Raw genomic sequence first — 1,118 nt, forward strand, 5'->3', positions numbered from 1 at the left:
GCTCGGCGGCGACGAGTTCGCTGTGCTGCTGGGCGACTCGCTCCGTCAATTCCTTTGAGTTTCAACCTTGCGGTCGTACTCCCCAGGCGGAGTGCTTATTGCGTTAGCTGCGATACAGAGAACTTATAGCTCCCTACATCTAGCACTCATCGTTTACGGCGTGGACTACCAGGGTATCTAATCCTGTTTGCTCCCCACGCTTTCGAGCCTCAGTGTCAGTTACAGGCCAGAGAGCCGCTTTCGCCACCGGTGTTCCTCCATATATCTACGCATTTCACCGCTACACATGGAATTCCACTCTCCTCTCCTGCACTCAAGTCTACCAGTTTCCAATGCATACAATGGTTGAGCCACTGCCTTTTACACCAGACTTAATAAACCACCTGCGCTCGCTTTACGCCCAATAAATCCGGACAACGCTCGGGACCTACGTATTACCGCGGCTGCTGGCACGTAGTTAGCCGTCCCTTTCTGGGTAGTTACCGTCACTTGATGAGCTTTCCACTCTCACCAACGTTCTTCTCTACCAACAGAGTTTTACGATCCGAAAACCTTCTTCACTCACGCGGCGTTGCTCGGTCAGACTTTCGTCCATTGCCGAAGATTCCCTACTGCTGCCTCCCGTAGGAGTTTGGGCCGTGTCTCAGTCCCAATGTGGCCGATCACCCTCTCAGGTCGGCTATGTATCATCGCCTTGGTGAGCCTTTACCTCACCAACTAGCTAATACAACGCGGGATCATCTTTGAGTGATGCAATTGCATCTTTCAAACTTAAAACTTGTGTTTAAAGTTTTTATGCGGTATTAGCATTCGTTTCCAAATGTTGTCCCCCGCTCAAAGGCAGATTCCCCACGCGTTACTCACCCGTTCGCTGCTCATCCAGTCGGTACAAGTACCAACCTTCAGCGCTCAACTTGCATGTATTAGGCACGCCGCCAGCGTTCGTCCTGAGCCAGGATCAAACTCTCAAATAAAGTATTTAAGTCACCTTAGTGACTGGCTTGTCTTTCATTATTGATTGACAGATTTTTGATGTATCTTACTACATCACATGAGTCATTCTTCTTTATTCAGTTTTCAATGGTCTAGCTTATCGCTTCAAGACCCTCGTCTCTTGC

At 49.4% G+C, this 1,118-nt stretch carries 1 rRNA gene; it reads right to left on the reverse strand.

Annotation, left to right across the window (positions count from 1 at the left end):
- Nucleotides 1-974, reverse strand: a 16S ribosomal RNA gene (locus AB0B58_RS42315); the annotation flags it as partial.
- Between the last annotated feature and the right edge of the window lie 144 nt (nucleotides 975-1,118).

The sequence above is a fragment of the Actinoplanes sp. NPDC049118 genome, from assembly GCF_040648555.1.
Classification (GTDB): domain Bacteria; phylum Actinomycetota; class Actinomycetes; order Mycobacteriales; family Micromonosporaceae; genus Actinoplanes.